Origin of the sequence: Streptomyces sp. NPDC047515, from assembly GCF_040643055.1 — a bacterium.
Lineage (GTDB): Bacteria > Actinomycetota > Actinomycetes > Streptomycetales > Streptomycetaceae > Streptomyces.
Genome location: NZ_JBEYTM010000145.1, coordinates 1 through 1,531 on the forward strand (window position 1 = coordinate 1; position 1,531 = coordinate 1,531).

Annotated in this window: 2 protein-coding genes; one reads left to right on the plus strand and one right to left on the minus strand. The window is 69.5% G+C overall.

Going from position 1 to position 1,531, the window contains the following annotated elements; all coding sequences use genetic code 11:
* A partial coding sequence (locus ABZ826_RS39090; RefSeq protein WP_361459325.1) for an IS630 family transposase occupies positions 1-1,077 on the minus strand: 1,077 nt, incomplete at its 3' end.
* Positions 1,078-1,110: 33 nt separating this feature from the next.
* Here ABZ826_RS39090 and ABZ826_RS39095 point away from each other — a divergent pair.
* A complete protein-coding gene (locus ABZ826_RS39095) occupies positions 1,111-1,431 on the plus strand; it encodes a hypothetical protein (RefSeq protein ID WP_361459327.1) in 321 nt (106 codons plus the stop codon).
* The last annotated feature ends 100 nt before the right edge of the window (positions 1,432-1,531 follow it).

Below are 1,531 nucleotides of genomic sequence, written 5' to 3' on the forward strand. Positions count from 1 at the left end.
GAGCCGGTCCCGGACCTGGTCGAGGTCCGTGAAGTCGTTGGGCGTTACGACTTTGCGTTGTACGACGGAGAAGAAGATCTCCACTTGGTTCACCCAGGAGGCGTGGACAGGAGTGTGCACCATGACGGCGTTAGGAAACGCCTTGGTCAGGCGGGCGATGGCGGTCTTCCCTCGGTGAGAGGAGCCGTTGTCGACGATCCAGAAGACGCGTTTCGCGCTGGCGTAGGGTTCGGTGGTCATGACCTGGGTGACCAGGTTCATGAAGGGCACGATGCCGGTGGTGGGCTCGCAGCGTCCGAAGACGCGGGCGCGGTGGACGTCGTAGGCAGCGAGGTAGGCCAGGGCGCCGCCGCGCTGGTATTCGTGGTTGACCCGCATTGCGCGGGCCTGGCCCGGGGCCAGGGTGGGATGGCAGCGGCAGCGGGCCTGTACGGAGGTCTTCTCGTCGCTGGAGATCACGTACTCGTCCTCGCCCAGCGGGGCGCCGTCGAAGGTACGGGCGTAGAGGTCCATGATGCGGGCGGCCTTGGGTCGGAAGCCGGGGTCGCGGATGAAGATCCAGGACCGGTACTGCCAGGGCTTGAGCGCGTCGTCCTTGAGCCAGCGGCGCACGGTGGAGGCGGAGATCGAGTCGGCGACGTGGCGGGTGACGACCTCGCGCGCCAGTTCCGGGCACGACCAGCGGGACAGTGGGGTGCCGGTCTCGGCGGGCAGTTGGCAGGCCAGCGCCTTTACCTCGGCGACCTGCACCGGGGTGAAGCGCCGCGGACGCCCTGAGCGCTTGCGGTCGGCCAGGGCGGGCAGGCCGCCGTCGGCGAATCGGACCCGCCAGGTGCGAACGGTGTCCGGGTGCACTCCCGTGTCGCGGGCGATGCGCGCGTTGCCGCGCCCGCGGGCGGCGTGCAGCACGATCTGCGCCCGTACCCGGTCCTGGTGCGGGGTCCTGTGGCCATAGGCCGCCTTCTTCAGCCGGCGCCGTTCGGCGGCGGTCAGGGATATCGGGCGAGCGGCGGCAACGGGCATGGCGGGCAGGCCGATCAGCAGAAGTGGATCACGACGAGCGGCAGCCTGCCGCACCCGCTCCCACGCTGGTCGGGCAGGATGGCCGCCATGCCCAGCACACCACCGCAATCCACCAAGGACTCACTCGCCCAGCGCCTGGCCGCCCATGCCCGCCCGGCTTGGCCGCAGTTGACGGACCTGCACATCCGCCAGCGCGGCGCGTTCGCTTACATCGACGGGGAACTGGCCGACGGCGAGATCCCCAAGCTCATGCGCTACGCAGGCTCGGCCAGCAGCTGGGGCTTCGCCCCGTACTACGCCAGTTCCGACCGCGAGGACTCCATCCTGCCCGCCGACGGCGTCGCCGGCACCCCCGACGACGCCCTCGACTGCGCCAGCCAGCTCCATCTCGCCAGCCCGGGCCTCTGACTGGCAGAACTGGATCATCACCCTCTTCCCGATGGGAAATAAGCCGTGCTCTCTTTTCATTTCACCTGCAGGCCCGGCCAGGAGCCCGAGAGTGGGTTCG

Coding starts and splice junctions, on each gene's coding strand:
- ABZ826_RS39095 (WP_361459327.1), top strand. CDS start 1,111: ATGCCCAGCACACCACCGCAATCCACCAAGGACTCACTCGCCCAGCGC.